This window comes from Enterococcus sp. XAF26B05_ASV22 (assembly GCF_056727285.1).
In genome coordinates, this window is sequence record NZ_CM161538.1 from 2923528 (window position 1) to 2947511 (window position 23984).

The 23984-nt window shown below is 41.3% G+C and carries 13 protein-coding genes, 10 tRNA genes, 3 rRNA genes and 1 pseudogene; 1 reads left to right on the top strand and 26 read right to left on the bottom strand.

Going from position 1 to position 23984, the window contains the following annotated elements; translation table 11 throughout:
* Nucleotides 1–7: 7 nt before the first annotated feature.
* The 25 genes and pseudogenes from AC1PU0_RS14500 to pth form a co-directional block, all read right to left on the bottom strand.
* A tRNA-Met gene (locus tag AC1PU0_RS14500) sits at nucleotides 8–81 on the bottom strand.
* A gap of 18 nt (nucleotides 82–99) precedes the next feature.
* A tRNA-Ala gene (locus AC1PU0_RS14505) sits at nucleotides 100–172 on the bottom strand.
* Nucleotides 173–184: 12 nt separating this feature from the next.
* A tRNA-Pro gene (locus AC1PU0_RS14510) sits at nucleotides 185–258 on the bottom strand.
* Between the two features lie 9 nt (nucleotides 259–267).
* A tRNA-Arg gene (locus AC1PU0_RS14515) sits at nucleotides 268–341 on the bottom strand.
* Nucleotides 342–438: 97 nt separating this feature from the next.
* Nucleotides 439–524: transfer RNA gene (locus tag AC1PU0_RS14520), tRNA-Leu, on the bottom strand.
* A 15-nt stretch (nucleotides 525–539) separates the two neighbouring features.
* Nucleotides 540–611 (bottom strand) — tRNA-Gly (locus AC1PU0_RS14525).
* Nucleotides 612–619: 8 nt separating this feature from the next.
* Nucleotides 620–692: transfer RNA gene (locus AC1PU0_RS14530), tRNA-Thr, on the bottom strand.
* Nucleotides 693–727: 35 nt separating this feature from the next.
* Nucleotides 728–809 (bottom strand) — tRNA-Leu (locus AC1PU0_RS14535).
* A gap of 12 nt (nucleotides 810–821) precedes the next feature.
* Nucleotides 822–894 (bottom strand) — tRNA-Lys (locus AC1PU0_RS14540).
* Between the two features lie 6 nt (nucleotides 895–900).
* Nucleotides 901–973, bottom strand: a tRNA-Val gene (locus AC1PU0_RS14545).
* Between the two features lie 14 nt (nucleotides 974–987).
* Nucleotides 988–1103, bottom strand: a 5S ribosomal RNA gene (gene rrf, locus AC1PU0_RS14550).
* 95 nt (nucleotides 1104–1198) lie between these two features.
* Nucleotides 1199–4110 (bottom strand): 23S ribosomal RNA (locus AC1PU0_RS14555).
* A 283-nt stretch (nucleotides 4111–4393) separates the two neighbouring features.
* A 16S ribosomal RNA gene (locus AC1PU0_RS14560) occupies nucleotides 4394–5955 on the bottom strand.
* Together the 16S, 23S and 5S rRNA genes with 10 tRNA genes alongside form the textbook arrangement of a ribosomal RNA operon.
* Before the next feature lie 719 nt (nucleotides 5956–6674).
* Nucleotides 6675–8170, bottom strand: a pseudogene (gene lysS / locus AC1PU0_RS14565) (lysine--tRNA ligase).
* Nucleotides 8171–8264: 94 nt separating this feature from the next.
* Nucleotides 8265–9260 carry a tRNA dihydrouridine synthase DusB gene (dusB, locus tag AC1PU0_RS14570; protein WP_206849313.1) on the bottom strand — a complete coding sequence of 332 codons (996 nt, stop codon included), beginning with the start codon at nucleotides 9258–9260 and terminating at the stop codon, nucleotides 8265–8267.
* A 12-nt stretch (nucleotides 9261–9272) separates the two neighbouring features.
* Entirely contained in the window at nucleotides 9273–10169 is an 897-nt protein-coding gene (gene hslO, locus AC1PU0_RS14575) for an Hsp33 family molecular chaperone HslO (protein ID WP_206849312.1), read from the bottom strand.
* 130 nt (nucleotides 10170–10299) lie between these two features.
* Nucleotides 10300–12462, bottom strand: coding sequence for an ATP-dependent zinc metalloprotease FtsH (ftsH, locus tag AC1PU0_RS14580; protein ID WP_206849311.1), 2163 nt, complete (start codon nucleotides 12460–12462; stop codon nucleotides 10300–10302).
* A gap of 100 nt (nucleotides 12463–12562) precedes the next feature.
* A complete protein-coding gene (gene hpt / locus AC1PU0_RS14585; protein WP_069655095.1) occupies nucleotides 12563–13108 on the bottom strand; it encodes a hypoxanthine phosphoribosyltransferase in 546 nt (181 codons plus the stop codon).
* Nucleotides 13109–13254: 146 nt separating this feature from the next.
* Nucleotides 13255–14637 carry a tRNA lysidine(34) synthetase TilS gene (gene tilS / locus AC1PU0_RS14590; RefSeq protein ID WP_206849310.1) on the bottom strand — a complete coding sequence of 461 codons (1383 nt, stop codon included), beginning with the start codon at nucleotides 14635–14637 and terminating at the stop codon, nucleotides 13255–13257.
* A 94-nt stretch (nucleotides 14638–14731) separates the two neighbouring features.
* The gene (locus tag AC1PU0_RS14595) at nucleotides 14732–15205 is read right to left on the bottom strand and encodes a S1 domain-containing RNA-binding protein (protein WP_069655093.1); all 474 of its coding nucleotides are present in this window, start codon (nucleotides 15203–15205) and stop codon (nucleotides 14732–14734) included.
* 43 nt (nucleotides 15206–15248) lie between these two features.
* Nucleotides 15249–15710, bottom strand: a complete 462-nt coding sequence (locus tag AC1PU0_RS14600; RefSeq protein ID WP_206849309.1) for an FtsB family cell division protein — start codon at nucleotides 15708–15710, stop codon at nucleotides 15249–15251.
* Nucleotides 15711–15773: 63 nt separating this feature from the next.
* Nucleotides 15774–16049 carry an RNA-binding S4 domain-containing protein gene (locus AC1PU0_RS14605; protein ID WP_010763793.1) on the bottom strand — a complete coding sequence of 92 codons (276 nt, stop codon included), beginning with the start codon at nucleotides 16047–16049 and terminating at the stop codon, nucleotides 15774–15776.
* 5 nt (nucleotides 16050–16054) lie between these two features.
* Nucleotides 16055–17638, bottom strand: coding sequence for a putative polysaccharide biosynthesis protein (locus AC1PU0_RS14610; RefSeq protein WP_206849308.1), 1584 nt, complete (start codon nucleotides 17636–17638; stop codon nucleotides 16055–16057).
* Between the two features lie 126 nt (nucleotides 17639–17764).
* Nucleotides 17765–21298: a transcription-repair coupling factor gene (mfd, locus tag AC1PU0_RS14615; protein ID WP_206849307.1), complete on the bottom strand. Its 3534-nt coding sequence runs from the start codon at nucleotides 21296–21298 to the stop codon at nucleotides 17765–17767.
* Nucleotides 21299–21331: 33 nt separating this feature from the next.
* Entirely contained in the window at nucleotides 21332–21898 is a 567-nt protein-coding gene (gene pth / locus AC1PU0_RS14620; protein WP_069655089.1) for an aminoacyl-tRNA hydrolase, read from the bottom strand.
* Nucleotides 21899–22248: 350 nt separating this feature from the next.
* Between pth and AC1PU0_RS14625 the strand changes: the two genes are divergently transcribed.
* Complete coding sequence (locus AC1PU0_RS14625) at nucleotides 22249–23229, top strand: L-lactate dehydrogenase (RefSeq protein ID WP_069655088.1); 981 nt, start codon at nucleotides 22249–22251, stop codon at nucleotides 23227–23229.
* A 66-nt stretch (nucleotides 23230–23295) separates the two neighbouring features.
* Here AC1PU0_RS14625 and AC1PU0_RS14630 read toward each other — a convergent pair whose 3' ends face one another.
* Entirely contained in the window at nucleotides 23296–23943 is a 648-nt protein-coding gene (locus tag AC1PU0_RS14630; protein ID WP_206849304.1) for a hypothetical protein, read from the bottom strand.
* Nucleotides 23944–23984 lie beyond the last annotated feature (41 nt).

The following is a 23984-nucleotide window of genomic DNA, read 5'->3' on the forward strand; positions in this document are numbered from 1 at the left end:
AAAAAAATCGCGGCGAAGGGGATCGAACCCCCGACCTCCCGGGTATGAACCGGACGCTCTAGCCAGCTGAGCTACACCGCGAAAATAATAAAGTACTAATGGAGCCTAGCGGGATCGAACCGCTGACCTCCTGCGTGCAAAGCAGGCGCTCTCCCATCTGAGCTAAGGCCCCACAAAAATAAAATCGGGAAGACAGGATTCGAACCTGCGACCCCTTGGTCCCAAACCAAGTGCTCTACCAAGCTGAGCTACTTCCCGTAGCTATAATGCACCCAAAGGGAGTCGAACCCCTAACCTCTTGATTCGTAGTCAAGCACTCTATCCAGTTGAGCTATGGGTGCTAAAGCAAGGATCAAAGTCAGATGTGTTCATCTGCTTCGTACTTGTCACATCTATTCTGTCAATTTTAGAATTGCCATTCATAGTGCTTCAAAGCAATGCCGAGGACCGGAATCGAACCGGTACGGTGATCACTCACCGCAGGATTTTAAGTCCTGTGCGTCTGCCAGTTCCGCCACCCCGGCGTTTTGAAAAGGCTAAGCGGAAAACGGGGTTCGAACCCGCGACCCCCACCTTGGCAAGGTGGTGCTCTACCACTGAGCTATTTCCGCAGTCTGGATGCCGGCTAAAGGATTTGAACCCTCGACCCTCTGATTACAAATCAGATGCTCTACCAACTGAGCTAAGCCGGCGTTATAATCGCCTAGTTATAAAACGAGACTAAAAATGCGGGTGAAGGGACTTGAACCCCCACGCCGTAAGGCGCTAGATCCTAAATCTAGTGCGTCTGCCAATTCCGCCACACCCGCAAAATATTTCTATGAGCCGTGCAGGGCTCGAACCTGCGACCCTCTGATTAAAAGTCAGATGCTCTACCAACTGAGCTAACGGCTCAAAAAATGGAGGTTGACGGGATCGAACCGCCGACCCCCTGCTTGTAAGGCAGGTGCTCTCCCAGCTGAGCTAAACCTCCAAGACAACACTTTAGCGTGGCGACGTCCTACTCTCACAAAGGGAAACCCTTCACTACAATCGGCGCTAAGAAGCTTAACTTCTGTGTTCGGCATGGGAACAGGTGTATCCTTCTCGCTATCGCCACCACACTGGGTGTTGTTGCTATTTAGTTGAGTGATTATTCACTCAAAACTGGATTGAAGTAGTAATCAAACATTCCGAAACTCTTTTTTATTTCGTTTCTTTGGTTAAGTCCTCGACCGATTAGTATTGGTCCGCTCCGTACATCACTGCACTTCCACTTCCAACCTATCTACCTGATCATCTCTCAGGGGTCTTACTTTCTTAAAGAAATGGGAAATCTCATCTTGAGGTGGGCTTCACACTTAGATGCTTTCAGCGTTTATCCCTTCCCTACATAGCTACCCAGCAATGCCCTTGGCAGAACAACTGGTACACCAGCGGTAAGTCCATCCCGGTCCTCTCGTACTAAGGACAGCTCCTCTCAAATTTCCAACGCCCGCGACGGATAGGGACCGAACTGTCTCACGACGTTCTGAACCCAGCTCGCGTGCCGCTTTAATGGGCGAACAGCCCAACCCTTGGGACCGACTACAGCCCCAGGATGCGACGAGCCGACATCGAGGTGCCAAACCTCCCCGTCGATGTGGACTCTTGGGGGAGATAAGCCTGTTATCCCCAGGGTAGCTTTTATCCGTTGAGCGATGGCCCTTCCATGCGGAACCACCGGATCACTAAGCCCGACTTTCGTCCCTGCTCGACTTGTAAGTCTCGCAGTCAAGCTCCCTTCTGCCTTTACACTCTGCGAATGATTTCCAACCATTCTGAGGGAACCTTTGGGCGCCTCCGTTACTCTTTAGGAGGCGACCGCCCCAGTCAAACTGCCCACCTGACACTGTCTCCCACCACGATAAGTGGTGCGGGTTAGAGGGTTCATAACACAAGGGTAGTATCCCACCAGCGCCTCCACCGAAACTAGCGTTCCGGGTTCATCGGCTCCTACCTATCCTGTACATGTGGTACAAACACTCAATATCAAGCTACAGTAAAGCTCCATGGGGTCTTTCCGTCCTGTCGCGGGTAACCTGCATCTTCACAGGTACTAAAATTTCACCGAGTCTCTCGTTGAGACAGTGCCCAAATCGTTACGCCTTTCGTGCGGGTCGGAACTTACCCGACAAGGAATTTCGCTACCTTAGGACCGTTATAGTTACGGCCGCCGTTTACTGGGGCTTCAATTCTGAGCTTCGCCGAAGCTAACCCATCCTCTTAACCTTCCAGCACCGGGCAGGCGTCAGCCCCTATACTTCATCTTTCGATTTTGCAGAGACCTGTGTTTTTGATAAACAGTCGCTTGGGCCTATTCACTGCGGCTGACCGAAGTCAGCACCCCTTCTCCCGAAGTTACGGGGTCATTTTGCCGAGTTCCTTAACGAGAGTTCGCTCGCTCACCTTAGGATACTCTCCTCGACTACCTGTGTCGGTTTACGGTACGGGCAGTTGTTTTCTCACTAGAAGCTTTTCTTGACAGTGTGACATCAGGAACTTCGGTACTATTATTTCCCTCCCCATCACAGCTTATCCGTATAGAGTAAAGCATTTGACTCTACTCAAGACTTACTGCTTGGACATGCACTTCCAGTCGCATGCATTCCTTAGCCTCCTGCGTCCCTCCATTGCTCAAACAAAAACAACTGGTACAGGAATATCAACCTGTTGTCCATCGCCTACGCCTATCGGCCTCGGCTTAGGTCCCGACTAACCCTGGGCGGACGAGCCTTCCCCAGGAAACCTTAGTCATACGGTGGACGGGATTCTCACCCGTCTTTCGCTACTCATACCGGCATTCTCACTTCTAAGCGCTCCAGCCGTCCTCACGATCGACCTTCAACGCCCTTAAAACGCTCTCCTACCATTACACCAGAGGTGTAATCCACAGCTTCGGTAATATGTTTAGCCCCGGTACATTTTCGGCGCAGGGTCACTCGACTAGTGAGCTATTACGCACTCTTTAAATGGTGGCTGCTTCTGAGCCAACATCCTAGTTGTCTGTGCAACCCCACATCCTTTTCCACTTAACATATATTTTGGGACCTTAGCTGGTGGTCTGGGCTGTTTCCCTTTCGACTACGGATCTTATCACTCGCAGTCTGACTCCCGGATATAAATGAATGGCATTCGGAGTTTATCTGAATTCGGTAACCCGAGATGGGCCCCTAGTCCAAACAGTGCTCTACCTCCATCATTCTTAATTCCGAGGCTAGCCCTAAAGCTATTTCGGAGAGAACCAGCTATCTCCAAGTTCGTTTGGAATTTCTCCGCTACCCACAGCTCATCCCCGCACTTTTCAACGTACGTGGGTTCGGTCCTCCAGTGCGTTTTACCACACCTTCAACCTGGCCATGGGTAGATCACATGGTTTCGGGTCTACGACTACATACTCATTCGCCCTATTCAGACTCGCTTTCGCTGCGGCTCCGGCTCTTCACCTTAACCTCGCATGCAATCGTAACTCGCCGGTTCATTCTACAAAAGGCACGCCATCACCCATTAACGGGCTTTGACTTGTTGTAGGCACACGGTTTCAGGATCTATTTCACTCCCCTTCCGGGGTGCTTTTCACCTTTCCCTCACGGTACTGGTTCACTATCGGTCATTAGGGAGTATTTAGCCTTGCGGGATGGTCCCCGCGGATTCCGACGGAATTTCTCGTGTTCCGCCGTACTCAGGATACTCCTAGGTGTTGCCAACATTTCGTCTACGGGGCTATTACCCACTTTGGCGAACCTTTCCAGGTTCTTCGACTATCTTGACAGACTACCACATCGGAGTCCTACAACCCCAACAAGCAAGCTTGTTGGTTTGGGCTCTTCCCGTTTCGCTCGCCGCTACTCAGGGAATCGAATTTTCTTTCTCTTCCTGCAGGTACTTAGATGTTTCAGTTCTCTGCGTCTACCTCTAACCAGCTATGTATTCACTGGAAAGTAACATCCTATAAAAGATGCTGGGTTTCCCCATTCGGAAATCTCTGGATCATAGCTCACTTACAGCTCCCCAAAGCATATCGGTGTTAGTCCCGTCCTTCATCGGCTCCTAATGCCAAGGCATCCACCGTGCGCCCTTATTCACTTAACCTGATGACCTTACGGTCAATTGTTTGGTTCGTTTCTCTAGCGATAGAGGCGTCACCAATAAAATAAGCTTCGAACTATTTTACTTAAAAAACTCATTCAACGCGGTGTTCTCGGTTTGTTTTGATTACTTTTTACTTCAATATCCAGTTTTCAATGAACAATTCATTTGAGAGAATCATATAATAAGGAAGAAAATCCAATGATTAACTTCTATTTATAAGAGTAAACCTCTCAAAACTGAACAAAGTGTCGACGAATGTGTAAGTTTCCGTAATATTCCTTAGAAAGGAGGTGATCCAGCCGCACCTTCCGATACGGCTACCTTGTTACGACTTCACCCCAATCATCTATCCCACCTTAGGCGGCTGGCTCCACAAGGGTTACCTCACCGACTTCGGGTGTTACAAACTTTCGTGGTGTGACGGGCGGTGTGTACAAGGCCCGGGAACGTATTCACCGCGGCGTGCTGATCCGCGATTACTAGCGATTCCGGCTTCATGTAGGCGAGTTGCAGCCTACAATCCGAACTGAGAGAAGCTTTAAGAGATTTGCATGACCTCGCGGCCTAGCGACTCGTTGTACTTCCCATTGTAGCACGTGTGTAGCCCAGGTCATAAGGGGCATGATGATTTGACGTCATCCCCACCTTCCTCCGGTTTGTCACCGGCAGTCTCGCTAGAGTGCCCAACTGAATGATGGCAACTAACAATAAGGGTTGCGCTCGTTGCGGGACTTAACCCAACATCTCACGACACGAGCTGACGACAACCATGCACCACCTGTCACTTTGTCCCCGAAGGGAAAGCTCTATCTCTAGAGTGGTCAAAGGATGTCAAGACCTGGTAAGGTTCTTCGCGTTGCTTCGAATTAAACCACATGCTCCACCGCTTGTGCGGGCCCCCGTCAATTCCTTTGAGTTTCAACCTTGCGGTCGTACTCCCCAGGCGGAGTGCTTAATGCGTTAGCTCGCAGCACTGAAGGGCGGAAACCCTCCAACACTTAGCACTCATCGTTTACGGCGTGGACTACCAGGGTATCTAATCCTGTTTGCTCCCCACGCTTTCGAGCCTCAGCGTCAGTTACAGACCAGAGAGTCGCCTTCGCCACTGGTGTTCCTCCATATATCTACGCATTTCACCGCTACACATGGAATTCCACTCTCCTCTTCTGCACTCAAGTCTCCCAGTTTCCAATGACCCTCCCCGGTTGAGCCGGGGGCTTTCACATCAGACTTAAGAAACCGCCTGCGCTCGCTTTACGCCCAATAAATCCGGACAACGCTTGCCACCTACGTATTACCGCGGCTGCTGGCACGTAGTTAGCCGTGGCTTTCTGGTTAGATACCGTCAAGGTAAGAGCAGTTACTCTCCTACTTGTTCTTCTCTAACAACAGAGTTTTACGATCCGAAAACCTTCTTCACTCACGCGGCGTTGCTCGGTCAGACTTTCGTCCATTGCCGAAGATTCCCTACTGCTGCCTCCCGTAGGAGTCTGGGCCGTGTCTCAGTCCCAGTGTGGCCGATCACCCTCTCAGGTCGGCTATGCATCATGGCCTTGGTGAGCCGTTACCTCACCAACTAGCTAATGCACCGCGGGTCCATCCATCAGCGACACCCGAAAGCGTCTTTCAAATCGCCACCATGCGGTGTCGATTATTATGCGGTATTAGCACCTGTTTCCAAGTGTTATCCCCCTCTGATGGGTAGGTTACCCACGTGTTACTCACCCGTCCGCCACTCCTCTTTTCAAATGAGTGCAAGCACTCGGTAGAAAAGAAGCGTTCGACTTGCATGTATTAGGCACGCCGCCAGCGTTCGTCCTGAGCCAGGATCAAACTCTCATAATAAAAGTTGAACACAATCCGAAGATTGTTAAGCTCATTTGTTTGCTAGCATATTGCTTCGCTTTGTTAAAATTGTTGTTTGCTTTTACCGTTGTAAAAACAACCTACACATTTGGTTCGTCTTACTTTGTTCAGTTTTCAAAGGTCTACTGTATTACCTCGCAGCAACTTTTATATCATACCAAATCTTCGATTCGATGTCAACACTTTTTTAAAAAAGTTTCAAAGTTTTTTTCTGCTTGATGTTATCGGATGTTTCGTGACAACTTCATTAGTTTACCAGGTTGTTTGTTATTTGTCAACAACTTTCTTCCTGATTTTTCAAGTTTTTTTAGGACTTGAAATGTTATTCTATTTCTTGTTCGTCGTCTTTAGTTCTTGCGACAACTTCATTAGTTTATCAGGTTACTTATTGTTTGTCAACAACTTTTTTTCCTGATTCTCAAAGTTTTTTTAAACTTTAAGTTGTTATATTATGCTCATCGTTCGGCGTGTTTCATCAGTGCCTTGCGACAAGATATAATATACCAAGATTATAGGCTTAGGTCAACTAAAATTTGCGCTTTTTTTAAAGTTTTTTCGGTTCCCGATTGTTTTATTACTTTTGTTCTTTATTGTTCGTTTCTAATCATCTAAATTGCATGATACGAGGAGCACATACACTATTTTTCAGTAAATAAAAAAGAGGAGATTATCGATAAATAATCTCTTCTTTTAAAATTTTATCTCATTGTTGGGAATAGCAAGACGTCACGTATTGATTGAGCATCCGTTAAGAGCATAACTAAACGATCTATCCCAATACCTAATCCGCCGGTTGGTGGCAATCCGTATTCTAGAGCTTCAATGAAGTCTTCATCCACACCGTGCGCCTCATCATTTCCTTGTTCACGTTCTTTTTCTTGGTCCTCAAAACGTTCACGTTGATCAATTGGGTCATTCAACTCAGTAAATGCATTAGCAAATTCTTTTCCTACTATAAATAGTTCAAAGCGATCGGTAAAGCGACCATCTTCTGGATTTTTCTTCGCTAAAGGAGATACTTCTACTGGATGCCCATAGACAAATGTTGGTTGTTGAAGCGTTTCTTCAACAAACGTTTCAAAGAATTCATTTAAAATATGACCAACTGCCATATTATTATTGATTTCTACATTATGTTCTTTCGCTAAAGCGCGCGCTTCATCAACAGTCATTTCCTGCCAGAAATCTACACCGGTTTGTTCTTTGATTGCATCTGCCATGTGCACACGTTTAAACTCAGAACCTAGATCAACTTCTTGACCATCATATGTGATAGTTGTTGTTCCCAATACTTTTTCTGCAGCATTCCGAATAATACCTTCAGTTAAATCCATTACATCTTTGTAATCAGTATACGCTGTATAAGCTTCTAGCATTGTAAATTCTGGATTATGTGTTGTATCGATTCCTTCATTACGAAATACTCGACCGATTTCATAAACTTTTTCCATGCCACCGACAATCAAACGCTTCAGATGTAACTCTAAAGCAATTCGCAAATATAGATCTATATCCAGTGCATTATGATGTGTGATAAACGGACGTGCAGCGCTCCACCAGCATCATTGTGCAAAACAGGTGTTTCTACTTCCACATAACCGTTACTATCGAGATAGCGGCGAATCTCACTAATAATTTGACTACGTTTCATGAAACGATCGAAACTGTCTTTATTACTAATCAAGTCTAAGTAGCGTTGACGGTAACGTTGTTCGATATTTGTTAAACCGTGGTATTTATCTGGTAAAGGGCGCAAGGCTTTCGTCAATAATACGATTGTTTTTGCTTTAATCGTCACTTCGCCTGTATCAGTTTTCATAATTTGTCCAGTCACACCAAAGAAATCACCTAAATCTGCGTGTTTAAAGATTTCGTACGCTTCATCGCCTACTTGGTCTTTCCGCACATAGAGTTGAATTTGACTTTCACGATCTTGCAAATGCGCAAATCCTGCTTTTCCTTTGCCGCGTTTTGTCATCATTCGACCAGCTACACTTGCTGATAAATCTTTTTCATTCAATTCTTCTTTTGAGTATTGGTCAAATTGTTCATGTAATTCTTTTGAATTATGTGTCCGGTCAAAACGTTTACCAAAAGGATCGATCCCTTCTTCACGTAAGTTTTCCATTTTTTCACGACGCACAAGCATTTGATCGTTTAAATCCTCTAGGTGCGCTTGTTGTTCATCTGCCACTGTATTTCCTCCATTCTGAAATCACATACCCCTATAATGCCACATTGAAACAAAAAAAAGCAAGCCGTATTTCTGTTTCAGCCTGCTTTTTTTATTAGATTGTTTCTTTTTCTGCATGTTTTTCTGCTTTTTCCTCGAAAGCATCTAACAAGTCAATCATCACTTGTTGAGTCTCTGCTTGATTGATTGCTACTTTTACTTTAGCCGCACGAGGAATTCCTTTTAGATAGTAGGAAGCGTGCTGACGAAACTCTCTGGTGGCGATTTTTTCACCTTTTAATTCTACTAAACGTTGCAAATGAACTTTGGCTGTTTCGATTTTTTCGTGTGGCGCTGGTTCAGGCATAAGTTCTCCTGTTTCTAAATAATGTTTTGTCCGTTGGATCATCCACGGATTTCCTAAAGCGGCTCTACCGATCATCACACCATCTGCACCAACATGTTCCAACATACGTTTAGCATCTTCTGGTGTACGTACATCACCATTTCCCATGAAGGGAATGGTTAGATGTTGTTTCACTTCTTTTAAAATATCCCAATTTGCTTGTCCTTCGTACATTTGAACTCTAGTACGCCCATGCATAGCGATGGCAGACGCTCCGGCTTTTTCTGCAGCCAGTGCATTTTCTACAGCAAATAAGTGATCTTCATCCCAACCAGTTCTCATTTTGACGGTAACTGGTAAATCTACAGCAGAGGAGACCGCCTCAACCATCTCATAGACTTTATTCGGGTCTAAAAGCCATTTAGCTCCTGCTTCTGCCTTAATTACTTTATTTACTGGACATCCCATATTGATATCGATAATGGCAGCTTTAGTATTTTCTTCAACAAACTTTGCCGCTTCAACTAAGTTCTCTTTATCTCCACCGAAAATTTGCACACTTAATGGATATTCTCGCTCATCTATATAGAGCATATCTAACGTTTTTTGGTTTCTTTGCTGGATTCCTTTATCGCTAATCATTTCGCAGACAACAAGTCCTGCACCAAATTCTTTGACCGTCACGCGAAACGCAGCGTTGCTGATGCCAGCCATAGGTGCTACAACGACACGATTTGGAATTTCGATATTTCCTATTTTCCACATAAGGATACGCTCCTATTTTTCACGGGTATTTTTGATTGCTTCATCTCTTAATTCAATTAGATCGTCTTCACTATAATGATATTTATCACCGCAAAATTGGCAAACCGCTTCTGCCCCATGGTCTTCTTCAATCATGGCATTAATTTCATCTAAACCGACTGCAATGATCGCTGTACCAAATTTTTCTTTCGAGCAGTTACAGTTGAATTGTACAGGCATTTTTTCTAAGATTTCGATTTGATCTTTACCAAGTAGTCGTTCTAATATTCCCTCAGGTGACTCACCTTCATCGATCAAACGAGATATCATCGGTACTTCTTGTAAACGTTGTTCTATAAAATCAATCGTTTTTTCATCTGCTCCAGGCATGACTTGAATCATAAATCCACCGGCTGCTTTGACACTTTCATCTGTATCGACTAAAACACTTAAACCAATCGCTGATGGAATCTGCTCTGAAACGGCCATGAAGTAAGTAAAATCCTCTCCAATTTCGCCAGAAACGATTGGTGTTTGTCCTGAAAATGTTTCTTTCAATCCTAAATCTTTTATCACCGTAAAAATACCTTCTGTTCCGACAGCTCCACGAACATCGATCTTACCGCTCTCGTTTAACGTTAAGCTCACGTGAGGATTTTTTATGTATCCTTTAGTATTTCCGCTACCATCACTATCCACAACAATACTACCAGCTGGTCCATTCCCCTGAACTTTAACCGTTAATTTGTCTTCACCTTTTAATGTTGCGCCAAGTAGTAAAGCGCCAACCATTGTTCTACCTAATGCAGCGGTGGACGAGCTCCATGTGTCATGGCGTTTTTGTGCTTCTGAAATTGTATTAGTTGCGCAAACTGCATAAGCGCGAATCGATCCTTCATAACATAATGCTTTTACTAAGTAATCTTCCATTTTTATTTCCCTCTTCTCACTTGGTACTTTTCTAACTCATTACCCGATAATACTAGGAATTGATTATTTTTTCAACTAAATAATTCCAGCTTAAAAAAGAGCACCCTATTTAAAGGATGCTCTACGTGTTTTATTTGTAACGATCATCAAAGTTGTTACGGTCATATTCAGAATCATTTTTATGTTCATCATCAGATTTTACTTCTAATTGAACTTTTTCTTCTGTTTTTTCGCTGTCCGCTTTTACTTCTTCCGTTTCGTCGTTTAATTCTTGTTTTGCTTCTTCAAAATCTTGTTTTTCTTCGGCTTGTCTTTGTGCATCTTTTTCTTCTAGTGCACGTTTTGCTTCTTCAAACGTTTGAGCTTTTTCGCTAGGGAATTGGCTATCGATAACGTCTTGAGGCATAACACCTTCTTCAAACAATGATTTGATACTACGAGCATCTAACGTTTCATACTCTAATAGTTTCTCAGCAATCAGTTTGTGTTGTGCACGATGAGCCTCAATGATTTCACGTGCTTTATCGTGTGCTTCCATCAAGATACGACGTACTTCTTGATCGATTTCAAATGCTACTTGTTCGGAGTACGCTTTTGTTTGACCGTAATCGCGGCCAACAAAAACTTGGTGGTTTCCTTCATATTGAACTGGACCTAATTTGTCGCTCATTCCATATTCAGTTACCATGCTGCGGGCAATCCCTGTTGCTTGTTCGAAGTCATTAGATGCACCAGTTGATTGTACATTGAAAATAATTTCTTCTGCTGTACGTCCACCAAGCAACCCAACGATTTGTTCAAACATATCTTCTTTAGTCATTAAGAATTGATCTTCTTTTGGTAAAGCGATCATGTAACCACCAGCGCGTCCACGAGGGATGATCGTCACTTTATGCACGATACGGGCACGGCTCAAGACTAATCCGACTATTGTGTGTCCAGCTTCATGGTAAGCAACCATTTCGCGTTCTTTTTTGTTGATAACACGATCTTTTTTCGCAGGTCCTGCAATAACGCGATCTTCCGCTTCATCCACATCGGATGCATCGATTTTCTTCTTATTACGACGAGCAGCGACTAGTGCTGCTTCGTTTAAGACGTTTTCTAAATCTGCACCAGCAAAACCTGGTGTTTGTTGTGCCACGACTTTCAAATCAACATCGTCAGCTAATGGTTTGTTACGTGCATGAACTTTAAGAATCGCTTCACGCCCTTTAACATCTGGACGGCCAACTAAAATTTGACGGTCAAAACGCCCTGGACGAAGTAAAGCTGGGTCTAGCACGTCTGAACGGTTGGTTGCTGCAACGACGATAACACCTTCATTACCATCAAATCCATCCATTTCAACCAGTAATTGGTTTAGGGTTTGTTCACGTTCATCGTGTCCTCCACCCATACCAGCGCCACGTTGACGACCAACTGCATCGATTTCATCGATGAAGATGATTGCTGGTGCATTTTTCTTAGCTGTTTCAAATAAGTCACGAACACGGCTTGCACCGACACCGACAAACATTTCAACGAAGTCTGAACCTGAGATGGAATAAAAAGGTACGCCAGCTTCACCGGCAACAGCTTTAGCAAGTAATGTTTTACCTGTTCCTGGAGGTCCTTCTAAAAGAACACCCGCTGGAATACGAGCACCTAATTCAACGAAACGTCGTGGATCTTTTAAGAACTCAACCACTTCGACTAATTCTTGTTTTTCTTCTTCCGCTCCTGCTACATCAGAGAAGCGCACGCGGTTGGCTTTTTTGTCTGCTTCTTTGGCTTTTGATTTACCAAAGTTCATAACACGACCGCCGCCACCTCCACCGCCGCCTTGTTGTCCCATCATCATATAGAATAAGAAGATGAACAATACGATTGGTAAGAAGCTAAATAAGATGGACAGCCAAGCACCACTTGTGGATTGCTCTTTTACTGTAAGTTTCACATTATTGTCTTTGGCCATATCTTGGATACCTGATAAGGTTATATCACTAGGCAAGACAATTGTGGTAAAGGCTTTTGTGGAAACTTCTGTTGATCCCCATAAAGAAAGACCCCCAGTGTTTTTGATTTCTTGTTTTTCTTTGTACTGACCTGTGATCTTATATACACCATTGGTTGGTTGGATCGTCAGTTCTTTGACTTTCCCCTCTTCTAACTGGGTATTAAATGTTGAGTATTCGATATCTGGTGACTGGGGATTGTTATTTCCAAAAATGAAATACACAACCATGACCATCGCCAAAATCAGCAATACATAGTATAGGCCATTTTTCATGCCGCTATTCTTTTTATTCATGCCTGTCCTCCTTTGACTAATGCGCGTAATTTAATTTTACGTTTTATTTTTTATCAATTCTGACCTTTACATTGTAACATAACTAAATCTAAGAGAGATATTAATTTGATTCGTAGATTTCAGGTTTCAATACGCCTACATAAGGTAGATTGCGGTAAGCTTCTGCATAATCCAAACCATACCCTACAACAAATTCATTTGGCACATCAAAGCCCACATAATCTGCGACGATATCAACTACACGTCCTTCTGGTTTATCCAATAACGTGACGATTTTAACAGAAGCTGCTTTTCTGTACTTGAAAAGGTCAACTAGGTAGGCTAGCGTGCGTCCGCTGTCGATAATATCTTCTACGATCAGGATATCACGTCCTTCAACATTTGTATCCAAATCTTTGATGATTTTCACTTCTCCTGAGGATACCGTTGCATTTCCATAGCTAGATACAGCCATAAAATCCATTTCTAAATGAGTATCGATACAGCGTGTGATATCTGCCATGAAAGGTATTGCACCTTTTAAAATACCAATTACTAAAGGATTTTTCCCTTGGTAATCTTCTGTTAGTTGTTTGCCAAGTTCAGTTGATTTTTCAAGAATTTGTTCTTTCGTGATCAAAACATGTTTAATATCGTTCTCTAACATATTATTCTCCTTTTTCCTTTAAGGTTCGATGTCCTTTGCTTCTAAGCGAATCCATTCACCAGAGAAACGGCTCTCCTTTCCCTTTAAGGTCTTTAGTTATTATTTTATGTTATTTTGCTTCTTTGAATAAAAGTATTTTTCAGTTGTTACTCTTTTATTTTATAAAGGAGCCTGTAGAGTATTTTATCAGTTTCTTTAGGAATACTCAAATATGAATTTGCGAATTGAGGAACCCAGATAATCTGATCCTCCGCTGAATGAATGACCCACGCACGTTCTCTAATTAAATTGGGCACTTTTTGATCAATAAAAAGTCGGTTTAGCCTTTTGGTGAGGTTCGGTGTTAACGAGATTCTGTCTCCATTTTTCCGATGACGAATCGTCAATGGTAATGGTGTTTGTCCACTTATAAGCAATGAATAATCGGACCATTCTTTTACTTTTTCAGGTAGTACGATTTTTTTCTCTGCCGTTTCTAAACCCAGCCATTCAGTTTCAGAGAGGAAGACGTGGTCGTTTACATTTAAATGAAACGATTTTGCTTCATGGGTTAATTCGCTTTTTTTCAGATGGAAGGTGTTATACTCTTTCACAACTTGCCACCCATATTCCAAATCCATAGACAACTGTGGAGCGGGTTGATCCAGCAATAAAAGAAGCTGATCAATCTGCAGTCGGTTGATGGTTACACCTTTTGGGACAATTGTTCGTTGAAACAAGGTCATCAAGAAAAATATCTGGACACTTCTTTTTTCTTGTTTCAATTCCGTCAATTGAACAAGCCAACCTTCTGTTGTTTTTACCACCCAACTGTCATACTTTGGTTCTATAACCAACTGAATAATCTCGTCCGCTAAGGCGATTTGTTCACTAAAATCAGCCATATGCTGCAAAAATTTTTGATTTTCTTTTTTTAAGATTGGAACCACTTGATGCCTGAAACGATTCCGCATGTATGCCTCACTGCGATTTGAGCTATCTTCAAAATACACAATTGTTGACTCTTTAGCGAACTGTTCCAATCGTTCTTTGGAAAAAATTAATAAAGGACGAGTCAATTTGCCTTTTCCAAATGATTGTGTTGCTCTAATTCCGACTAAATTCGGTAAAGCACTACCTCTTGTCAGTTTCATCAAAATCGTCTCAGCTTGGTCATCACTGTGGTGTGCGGTTAAAAGTACTGGGATATTTTCTTGTTCCATGAGCTTCGTAAAAAAATCATAGCGAAACTCACGAGCAAGGGCTTCTGTGTTTTTTGTTTTGTCTGATCGTTCCCATACTTTACTAAAATAAGGAATTTCTTTTTGTTGGCAATAACTTTTAAGATACTCTGCTTCAGCTTTTGACTCTAAGCGCAACTGATGGTCGACATGGGCTACCACTAATTTTAAGTGATCTTTTTGTGCGGCAGTTTGCATCAATTCTAATAGAACCATTGAATCGACTCCACCTGAAACAGCCAATAACACTTTTTGATATGGCAACCAGTACTTATTTCTTTTACAATGATCATAAAATTCTTGAAACATCTACTCACCTCTTTGTTTCATCGTTTATAGACTACTCAAAAAAATGCCCAAAACACAAAAGCCGAGCTTTCGCTCAGCTTCAATCATTTATTCGTTAGTTACGACGTCCACCACGTCCGCCACGCTTACCTTCTGTATTGCGTTTTAGAGAAGTTAAACGATCATCACTATCTTTTAAAAATGAACTCATCAATGAATCAAAATCTTGTTTTGAATTCATTGGTTGTGCTCTTGTAAATTGCTTTTTAGGTGCTGGACGAGCGCCGCGATCGCGACTCCCTTGATGCTCATTGTTATCACGACGTTGATATTCACGTTTTGGCTCTGCCGCTTGTTCTTGTGCTTTACGAATAGATAAGCCTACTTTACCGTCATCACCGACAGAAGTAACCTTTACTGTCACTTCATCTCCTACGGTTAATACATCATGGATATCTTTTACAAATCCATTTGATACTTCACTAATGTGAACCAACCCTGTTTTCCCTTCACCTAGATCGATGAAAGCACCAAAATTAGTGATACCAGACACTTTTCCTGGCAACTTCGCTCCTACTTCGATTGACATAAAAAAAATGTTCCTCCTATTATTTACCCTATTATATCTGCAGCTATTCGCCTGATTGTTTTTCAGATGAATGAGACTGTGATTGACTATCTGATGCTTTTTGTTCATTACTGGAGCTAGTCGTTCCGCCTAACTCTGGAATGTTGTAAATTTGTTCGCCTTCTTTAGAGACATAATACCGACTACGAGCCAACTTCGCCACATAATCCTCATCTCTTAGAAGAGCAACGTCCTGTTCTAAACGCTTTAACTTCTTATCGGCTTCTGCCGATTCAGCTACAGCTTCTGTCTGCTGCTTTTTGAAAACACTCAATTGTTGATAGTCCTTCATTAGCTGGATGCCTGAAACGATAAAAATCACAAACGCCACGAGAAAAACTACTGCCAGACGTCGGCGCCTGAAAATCAACTGCTTTTGCTGTTTTTGAAACTCGGCATACTGTTCTTTGGTATACTCATTATCTAATGCAGCAACTTTCTCCATGTCTTTTTTCTTATTGCCCATGTTTTCCGCTCCACTCGTTTTTTGGTTTGTCTGTCTTATTATACCAACATCTAAGAGGCTTGTCTAATCTAAATTGTCACTATTTTCGACTCTTTTCTCTGAAATAATCTGATACATCTTTTCCGCATCTTCTTTTTTCGTCGAATCGCGGAGTTCAAGGACTTCGATTTCTAAGATTTTATTACCAAATTGTATCTTTACTTGATCACCAATTTTTACGTTACTTGATGATTTTGCTAAGATTCCATTGATTTGAATCCGACCTTTATCTGCAACTTCTTTCGCTACAGGTCTTCTTTTAATAATACGTGAAACTTTTAAAAATTTGTCTAAGCGCATAATTTTTACCTCTTCATTCTTAATATTTTCGCTCCAAACGGTAATGTTAGCCATTCCCGTGTTGTAAATAACCGTATTTTAATAATCATAAAAATAAATGTAGCGCCGCCGATCAAAACACCCACGATGGCGATGATCAACGCTTGTCCACGATGCTCAATGTTCCCTAATAAGAGTGCAATAACTCCTTGGTAACAGAGCAATACAATCCCCATTGTTCCAATACTCGCTGTTAATTTTCGGAAGAAATGATTTTCTACAATAAAACGATTGATTTCATTTTTGGAAAATAGGATCAGTAAACATAAGGTCGCAATTAAACCTGCGATTGTTGAAACACTTGCTCCTAGCGTCCCCCATTTATAGGTCAAAGAGCTTGTTAAAAATAGCTTGACTAACAACCCTATCCCTGCTGAAACTATCGATGTCATAAATTGATTGCGGCTTTGTAAAATACTCTGATAAGCTTGAATGACTGCCATAAATGCAATCGAACAAACATACACGCCTAACACGCCATTCCCTTTGTAATCTTTAAATAAAGCGAAATTTATATATGGCAACAACAAGGCTAATCCTATCGAAGCTGCTGTAGCAACCGTTGTAGTTAAGCGTAAAAATAGTTTAGCGACTTGTAAAAATCGAGTCTTTTCTTGGCTCATAAAATATTTTGTCAACGCTGGTAGAAAACTCGAGCTTAAGGCTAGTGCCACAACTAAACCTAGTTGAACCAGTGGCTGTCCACGATCATAGACTCCTTTATCAACTTTCGCAGCAGCATCGCTGATTCCAGCAGCTACTAAAGAATTTTTGACTAAAAAAGAATCGATCAATTGGTAGAAAATCAAATAGGCACTATATAAGGATACAATTCCACCTTCGATGACCAAACGACCAAACAATTTCCCAGAACCTTTTTCAACTTTCCATTGCGTAAGATACGCCGAACTTCCTACCCGTATTTTCCTGTCATAATACCATAAAATCCCCACAGCAACGATGCCACCAAACAACGCACCACCCATTGCAATGGTCCCCGTCTGATAGACCGACCAGCCAAAGCGGCTAAATGAATACGCTGCAATCAAAATCACGCCGACTCGAACAATTTGTTCTGTTACTTGTGAAACGGCGCTTGGAACCATCATTAAATGCCCCTGGAAATTTCCACGATAAAAAGACAGTATTGGAACTAATAAGAATGTAAACGAAACAACTTGGATCAAAGAGGCTAATCGATGATCCCCCATCATAAAAGCAATTTCATGACTTCCCAAAAAGAAAAACGCCCAACACAAACTCGCAATAACAAAAACAAATGGAAAAAGCTGTTGTAACATTTTCTTTTGCTTGCTGATATCTGGTTGCTCTGCGACAATTTTTGAAATAAATTGCGGCAGTCCAGATAACCCTAAGGTCATCGCAATGCCATAGATTGGGTAAACTTGCTGATAAACATAGAAACCTTCGTCCCCAACCAAATTTTGATAAGGTACTCTGTAAACCGCACTCAGTACTTTGGCAATAAACGATGCAATCGTCAAAATAGCTGCACCTTGCATCATCGACCGCATTTCTTTGTGTGCCATTCGTTGACCTCCTATTTTAAAAGCGTTACAGGCTCATTTAGCTCTGAGTGGGAAATAGAACTTGGACTGTGACGTCTTTTTCACATTCTATTTTTCCCAAAGAGCTTGCCCTCGTAGCTCATTGTTTTACTCTGCCTCAACTGCTACAGTCTTATACTTCTCTTGCCTTAAAGCACTTGTAAATAGTGCTACTTCTTGTAGCCAAGTTGCTTCTTTCATGTCTTTAGGCACTTTTAAACGAACTGCCATTTTCTCATTGTCTACTGCAAGATCTGCTTTTAGCTGCGTGTGTGACAAGGCTTCAAAAATTTGTTCTACATTGTATGTTTTTGTGCCAATTTTACTCAACGTAAACGTAATTTCTTGTTGTCTCTTACGAATTGTTTCTACTAATGCTCGATCTCCATCCATTTTGATTTGTCCCGTCGTTAGTAAATGAGCTACCTCATCTGGATACTCACCAAAACGATCGAGTAAATCTGCTTCCAACTCATCATACATGTCCATATTTTCCAACTGACGAATTCGTTTATAGATTTCAATTTTTTGACGTTCATCCGAAATATAAGTCGTTGGTAAGTAAGCATCAATTCCTAAATCAATTTCCACAGATGTTTTTTGATCTTGAATATTTTTCCCTTGTTTACGTGCAACTGCTTCTGAAAGCATTTGTGAATACATGTCAAATCCAACAGAATCAATAAAGCCATGTTGTTGGGCGCCTAAGAGATTTCCAGCACCTCGAATCGACAAATCTCGCATCGCAATTTTAAACCCAGAACCAAGTTCAGTAAAATCTTTGATTGCTTCTAATCGTTTTTCACTAACTTCATTTAATATTTTTTGTTGCTCATACATAAAATAAGCATACGCTACTCGATTGCTTCGTCCGACTCTACCACGCAATTGATAAAGTGTAGATAAGCCCATATAATCGGCATTTTCCACAAATAAAGTGTTCGCATTTGGGATATCTACACCGGTTTCGATGATCGTTGTCGTAACCAACACGTCATATTGGCGTTCAATAAAGTCAAACAGAGTATTTTCAAGCTGAACTTCGGTCATTTGACCATGTGCGTACGCAATTCTAGCATCTGGAACTAACGCTTGAATTTCTTCAACTTTTTGTTCAATGGTATCCACGCGATTGTACAAGTAGAACACTTGTCCATCACGCGCCATTTCACGTTCGATTGCTTCTCGAATCGCGCCTGGATTATTCTCCATGACATATGTTTGGATCGGATAACGATTTTCTGGTGGCGTTTCAATAACTGAAAGATCTCGAACGCCTAGCATCGACATATGCAATGTTCTAGGAATCGGTGTTGCAGTTAGGGTTAACACATCCACTTGTGCTCTTAATTGTTTCAAACGTTCTTTGTGTTTTACACCGAAGCGTTGTTCTTCATCGATCACTAAAAGTCCAAGATCACTAAACTTCACATCTTGCGAAAGTAAACGGTGCGTTCCAACAACAATATCCACTTGTCCATGTTTGATTTTTTCGATTGTTTCATTTTGTTGTTTCTTCGTTCTAAATCGACTCAATAAGCCGACTTCCACCGGAAACCCTTCAAACCGATCCAACATCGTCTCGTAGTGCTGCTGTGCTAAAATTGTTGTAGGAACGAGAAAAGCGACTTGTTTATTATTATTGATTGCTTTGAATGCAGCACGCAAAGCGACTTCTGTTTTTCCGTATCCAACATCCCCAACCAGCAATCGATCCATCGGTCGAGTTTTTTCCATATCATGTTTGATCTCAGCTGTACTGCGTAATTGGTCGTCTGTTTCACTATATGGAAAGGCATCTTCAAATTCTTTTTGATAAGCATCGTCAGGCGGAAAAGCATATCCTTTCTCGGATTCTCTTGAAGCGTATAGTTGAATCAGATCGTCTGCGATATCTTCGATTTTAGAAGAAACTTTGCGTTTGGTTTTACTCCATTCGCTACCACCTAATTTATTGACTTTTGGTGATTTCGCTTCGGATGCGACGAATTTTTGAATCAAGTTTAATTGGGTAACTGGGATAAATAACTTATCATCATTTTGATATAAAATCGTGATGTAATCTTGATGAACACCATCAACTTCTAACGTTTGCATCCCAATATATTTACCGATACCATGATTCGCATGCACAACATAGTCACCATTTTTTAAATCACTATAACTTTTTAAGCGTTCTGCATTGGAAACGGTTTGGCGTCGTGCTCGTTTTTTCGTCGTAGTATGGAAAATTTCTTTTTCAGTGATCGCAACGATTTTTTCGACAGGTAATTCAAACCCTGACTGCAAAGAACCTTCTACGATTTGAATTTTTCCTTCTATTAATTTATCAGCAGAAGCGGTCACACTGGAAATATCAAAATCCCGAAACAGTTCTTCGACTTTTTGACTCCGTTCTCTAGTTGGCACAAAAACAACAACCGTCTGATCCTGTTTTTGCCAGCGATCCATTTCGGTTTTTAGTAATGGCATTTGACCGAAAAATTGCTGCATCGAGCGATACTGAAAATTATGAACCGCTTGAAAACGCAGGTTTCCCATTCCTTTTTGGAACAACGAAAAAAATGTTGTCGCAAAAGTCATTTTCCTTACTTGCTCGTGAAATTCTAATCCAAAAGTTTGCTCAGGAAAGACACGCATTTCTTCTAGCTTTAAGACTTGCCATTCACTTTCTTCACGAATGATTTCACGTTCTGCTTCTAAGATTCGCGCATAATCGTCAATAAAAACGAAACTATCTTCTGGTATATAATCCAATAAAGTTGTTTTTGTTTCATATAAAAAATCAGTATAGTAATGAGCTGTATCAGTTGGAATTCCTTGGCTCCAAGAAGTCGTCAACTGGCCAAAATAATCTTGAAGAAACTCTTTTTCAGCGGTATCTTTGGCTATCGCAATTCTTTTTTCTAATGCGTTAGTTAGTTGTTTTTCGCCATAGATCAAGTCTTCATTTGAAAATACTAAATCCGTCATTGGTGAAAGTGTCACCGATTCAATCGCCCCCACTGAACGTTGGGTATCTGCTTCAAAATAACGGAGAGAATCGATTTCAATATCGAATAATTCTGCTCTTACAGGGTATTCAGAATTCAACGGATAAACATCGACGATACTGCCCCGAATACTAAAATCGCCTGGTTTTCCAACTAAAGATTGACGCTCATAGCCCATCAAAACTAGTTGTTGTGCTAATGTATCTAGTTCAATTTCCCCGCCAATCTCCCAATGAAGCTGCGCTTGTTCCCATGTTTGTTTACTCGGTAAATATTTCCTTAGACCTGCTACGGGAACAACAACAATCCCCGCTTGATCCGTTAAAAGAAAATTAAGAGCCGCAACTCTTTCCGCTCTCGCTTCTGGGGAAGAAAAAGCCATTTCCGCAGACAAAACTTCATCTACAGGAAAAATATAGACTTCTTCATCTGATAAAATATTACGAAAATCTTCAACTAGCTGGTTACCATAATAAAGATTAGGAACAGCTACGATGATTTTTTTATTTTTTTCTTTATAGCCACTCGTCATGACTAATGTTTTAGCAGAGCCGGCTAGCCCTGTAATCAACTGGCGTGTGTTTTTAGTTAGTTGATTTTGCCACTCTTGGGCTAGCTCACTTGCACCAATTCGTTCAATGATGTTCAAAACTGGCTCCTCCTTTTATACTTTCTATTTTGCTTATTTTCCATTAAATTGATTCATCGTATCAACAAATGTATGGCCTTCACAAGCGTAAATTGCTGCATCTGCCGCAGTTTTCACTGCTATTAAAATCTCTTCGTGTTTTTCTTTAGGAAAACCGGTCAATACATGATGAACAACTGTATTACTACCGATAGGGCGTCCAATACCGATCTTGATTCTTGGAAACACATTCGTGCCTAAATGAGAAATCAAACTTTTAATGCCGTTATGTCCACCAGCACTGCCTTTCTCACGTAAACGAATTTTACCGATTTCTAAATCTAAGTCATCATAAATAACGATCAAGTCCGCTTCTTCTACACCATAATAGGTCATCAAGGGTCCGACTGAACGACCAGACTCATTCATAAATGTAAGAGGTTTGACTAACATGATTTTTTCTGTTCCTATAAAAAATTCAGCGATATCCGCTTCAAATTGACTTCTATTAAAGGGTGCATTGTTGCGTTGCGCAATTTCATCAACCGTAATAAATCCAATATTATGCTTTGTTTCTTGATACTTACTTCCTGGATTACCTAATCCGACAATCATTTTCATCTATCTATATTCTCCTTAATAAAAGGTGCTATTTTACCACCCTGTATTCGTTGTCCAACACAAAATATCTGGGCAGGAGAATTCCTTGCCCAGTTTTTTTATAATTATACCATAAAACAAGCAATTACCGGCTCATTTAAATTCTTAAAAAAGCCGTAAGCTCCATTTATAGTTTAGAAAATTAAAAAAATGATAAAACCAACAAATAGTGAAATAGCGCACATGAAAGAGTTTTCTTATGAAACACCCCTGGAAACTGTATTATTTTATATAAACAAAAAACGTGACAAACCTCACAAACGATGGTAATATCATAGTGATAAAACAATTATCTGAAAGGAATGATACACATGACTGCAGCAGTAGGAAACAAAGACCACCAAAAAGTAATTTTAGTTGGAGATGGCGCTGTCGGATCAAGCTATGCTTTTGCCTTAGTCACTCAAAATATTGCTCAAGAAGTTGGTATTATTGATATAGATACAAAGAAAACGGAAGGCGATGCAGCAGATCTATCACACGCACTAGCCTTTACTTCTCCTAAAAAGATTTATGCTGCTACTTATGATGATTGCCATGATGCTGATCTTGTCGTATTAACAGCAGGAGCGGCACAAAAACCAGGTGAAACAAGAATCGATCTCGTTCATAAAAACTTAAAAATCAACAAACAAATCGTCACTGCAATCGTTGATTCAGGTTTTAGCGGTATTTTCTTAGTCGCAGCAAATCCAGTTGATATTTTAACTTATTCTACATGGAAATTCTCTGGATTTCCAAAAGAACGCGTTATCGGTTCAGGAACATCTCTTGACTCAGCACGTTTCCGTCAAGCAATTGCTGAATTAGTGGATGTTGATGCTCGTAATGTCCATGCTTATATTTTAGGTGAACATGGCGACACTGAATTTCCAGTTTGGTCTCACGCCAACGTTGCCGGCTTGCAAATTTATGAGTGGGTCAAAAATAACCCGGATGTAGATGAGGAAGCAATGGTCAACCTGTTCTTTAATGTACGAGATGCTGCGTATTCAATCATCGAGAAAAAAGGTGCAACATTCTACGGAATCGCAGCTGCTTTAGCTCGAATAACAAAAGCCATTTTAGACGATGAAGATTCTGTCTTCCCACTTTCTGTTTACTTAGATGGTGAATATGGCCAAAATGATATTTACATTGGTGCACCGGCTGTAATCAATCGTCAAGGAATCAAACAAGTGATTGAAATTCCATTGACAGATTCTGAAATGGATCGAATGAATGCTTCTGCTAATGCTCTTAAAGACGTTATCAAATCAGCTTTCGAGAAATTTGAAGCAGAAAATAATTAAAAAAATGATTAAAAAGCTTTATCAGATCTCGTTGTGATCTCTGATAAAGCTTTTTATTTTCTCTACTTACCTCGGTAAATATTCTAACATCACATCGGCGTCTTTTTCTTCAACATTTCCAGCATAATTCGGTGTGGCTAACGATAAGCGACCACTTTTATTCACAAAAACATATAGATTACCGGACATATCGCGACCTTGATCACCGGAAAGTAACTCCCCCATTACTAACTCTGTATTTACATGTACAGTCCGTATTTCATTCGTTTCTGCTGAAAAAACACGGATTGTTTTTGTGGCAATTAGCTGATAAGAAAGTTCATAGCTTGTCACAGAATCTCGTTCTGAACCCTTAATGATAAAGGCAGCTATTCCTTGAGGATCCTCTTTAAATGACAATTCGATCATCTGAGGAATATTCATTCCATTTCGTGTAAAAACATCCACTGCTTTTATGCTATCCAACGATACTTCATATGAATATTCTTTGTCTCCGCCAGATGTTGACGTTTCTTTTGAACTCCACGCTTCTGATGAGTTTCTAGTTGTAGATAGCGTAGAATTACTTGTATGCGGTGATGTCGTTTGAGTAATCGAACTGTTGCTCTGATTGTTTCCTTCAGTTGAACTACTGGCAACTTCTTTCATTTTGCCATTTGCGCATCCGGCTAATAATACAAACAATCCCAAACCAATTATTATCTGTTTTTTCATATTTCTTACTGCCTCCTTGCATGTTCTTGACAAAACGCTCA

What these genes read in the sequence shown, in the direction of transcription:
- dusB (WP_206849313.1), bottom strand. Translation starts at nt 9,260, where the DNA reads ATGTGGAAAATAGGAAATATCGAAATTCCAAATCGTGTCGTTGTAGCA.
- hslO (WP_206849312.1), bottom strand. Translation starts at nt 10,169, where the DNA reads ATGGAAGATTACTTAGTAAAAGCATTATGTTATGAAGGATCGATTCGC.
- ftsH (WP_206849311.1), bottom strand. Translation starts at nt 12,462, where the DNA reads ATGAATAAAAAGAATAGCGGCATGAAAAATGGCCTATACTATGTATTG.
- hpt (WP_069655095.1), bottom strand. Translation starts at nt 13,108, where the DNA reads ATGTTAGAGAACGATATTAAACATGTTTTGATCACGAAAGAACAAATT.
- tilS (WP_206849310.1), bottom strand. Translation starts at nt 14,637, where the DNA reads ATGTTTCAAGAATTTTATGATCATTGTAAAAGAAATAAGTACTGGTTG.
- AC1PU0_RS14595 (WP_069655093.1), bottom strand. Translation starts at nt 15,205, where the DNA reads ATGTCAATCGAAGTAGGAGCGAAGTTGCCAGGAAAAGTGTCTGGTATC.
- AC1PU0_RS14600 (WP_206849309.1), bottom strand. Translation starts at nt 15,710, where the DNA reads ATGGGCAATAAGAAAAAAGACATGGAGAAAGTTGCTGCATTAGATAAT.
- AC1PU0_RS14605 (WP_010763793.1), bottom strand. Translation starts at nt 16,049, where the DNA reads ATGCGCTTAGACAAATTTTTAAAAGTTTCACGTATTATTAAAAGAAGA.
- AC1PU0_RS14610 (WP_206849308.1), bottom strand. Translation starts at nt 17,638, where the DNA reads ATGGCACACAAAGAAATGCGGTCGATGATGCAAGGTGCAGCTATTTTG.
- pth (WP_069655089.1), bottom strand. Translation starts at nt 21,898, where the DNA reads ATGAAAATGATTGTCGGATTAGGTAATCCAGGAAGTAAGTATCAAGAA.
- AC1PU0_RS14625 (WP_069655088.1), top strand. Translation starts at nt 22,249, where the DNA reads ATGACTGCAGCAGTAGGAAACAAAGACCACCAAAAAGTAATTTTAGTT.
- AC1PU0_RS14630 (WP_206849304.1), bottom strand. Translation starts at nt 23,943, where the DNA reads ATGAAAAAACAGATAATAATTGGTTTGGGATTGTTTGTATTATTAGCC.